This is a genomic window from Phaeobacter sp. 11ANDIMAR09 (assembly GCF_001294455.1).
Taxonomy (GTDB): Bacteria; Pseudomonadota; Alphaproteobacteria; order Rhodobacterales; family Rhodobacteraceae; genus Pseudophaeobacter.
Genome location: NZ_LIKT01000085.1, coordinates 1 through 1415, shown reverse-complemented (window position 1 = coordinate 1415; position 1415 = coordinate 1). Strand labels below are relative to the sequence as shown.

The window sequence follows — 1415 nt, the reverse complement described above, 5'->3', positions numbered from 1 at the left end:
ATTGAGCCTACAGGACAGATCCAACCCTCTTTGCGCATCACCAATGCGGGCCGCGCTTGGGCTGCGGTGGAACTCGCCCCGCTGCTAAGCCTGATGCCCGCCTCTGATCTGTCAGGGAGGGCAATCTGATGAACACCTCTTTGGCTGTTTCACCAAACGTCCTCGCCGCCTATTTCCTCAACATCCTGGACGGCAAATCCATGCGAGAAATTGGCAAGCTCCAGGACTGCCAGGCCTCTACGGTCCTGCGTCGCATCCGCAAATGTGAGGATCTGCGCGAACACCCGGAATGGGACGCGCTATTCACGGCTCTGGAAGACCACCAGGAAGACACCCGGCAATCTCTTTCTGCCCATCTGTCCAGGGAGACCATCCTAGCGGCGCTCAAACTGAATGCCACCCACCTTGCGAAGGAATTCGCCCCTCAGCTCCAGCTTTTGAAGCAGGCAGACAGCCTCTTGCTGGTTGGGGATATGCCAGGCGGCGCTGTGACGGTTGCTGGCGAAGTCCGGGGCAAAATACGCCGCTCTGTGGCCTTGGCGGGGCTTGCCTTTGGCTGGCTGGCGCCCGTGGGTGCGATCACTGGCAAGGTCCGGCAATTCAAACCAACACCTAGCGCGATTGAATGCACCGGGCGCGATTTTACCGCCACCTGCTCAAAGCGGTCAAAGCGATCCAGCAGCGCACAGGCCTGGCGCTCCTCATCGCTGGACATGCTCCACCGCCAGAATTCCGGCCTGATCACCGCCGATCATATGCGCATCGCTCGGGAGTTCCAGATGATCTATCTGGGACGCCAGGACGTGACGGGGGATGTTTATTCCATTGTACGCCAACACCTTGCACCGCGCCTTTTATCTGCTTTGGAGGAGGTTTGCGGCAAGTCCACGGGACTTGAGGCACTGGAAACCATGCTGAAAATACCTGCCCGATCTGGAAAGGCTGTGGTGGCGCTGGCGCTGGAAACTCTGGACCACACTGGCGCCCTGACGTGACCCGGCCCATGACCGCGCTCTGCGAGGTCTGCGAGGAACGGCCCCCACGTTTTGGGTTGGGCTTTCCCCTTGCCCCAAATGCACTGCCTGGCCTGCCGGACTTTCTGCGCGGGGAATGCCTCTGGATCTGCAACCGGCCTGAATGTGACCTCGCCGCGCAACGCCGTGCCGTCAAAGCGGCTGCCAGACATGGCATCAAGCTTACCCAGGTTTGGCGCGTTCATGTTTTTGATGACCCTCAATTCAAGGAATGATCCCATGGCCTTGTCAGATGAAGTGAAGGCGCGCGTCTCGCTTCGAGCGATTGCAGAACAGACCGTCACCTGGGACATGCGCAAATCCAACATCAGGCGCGGTGACTATTGGGCGCCCTGTCCTTTTCATGGCGAAAAGACCGCTTCCTTTCATGTGACGGAACCT

Annotated in this window: 2 protein-coding genes; both read left to right on the top strand. The window is 59.2% G+C overall.

Annotation, left to right across the window (positions count from 1 at the left end; translation table 11 throughout):
* Positions 1–128: 128 nt before the first annotated feature.
* Positions 129–995 carry a DUF6456 domain-containing protein gene (locus AN476_RS22215; RefSeq protein WP_054463936.1) on the top strand — a complete coding sequence of 289 codons (867 nt, stop codon included), beginning with the start codon at positions 129–131 and terminating at the stop codon, positions 993–995.
* A gap of 222 nt (positions 996–1217) precedes the next feature.
* Positions 1218–1415: CHC2 zinc finger domain-containing protein (locus AN476_RS22730; protein ID WP_253279978.1), on the top strand; the 198-nt coding region annotated here is incomplete at its 3' end.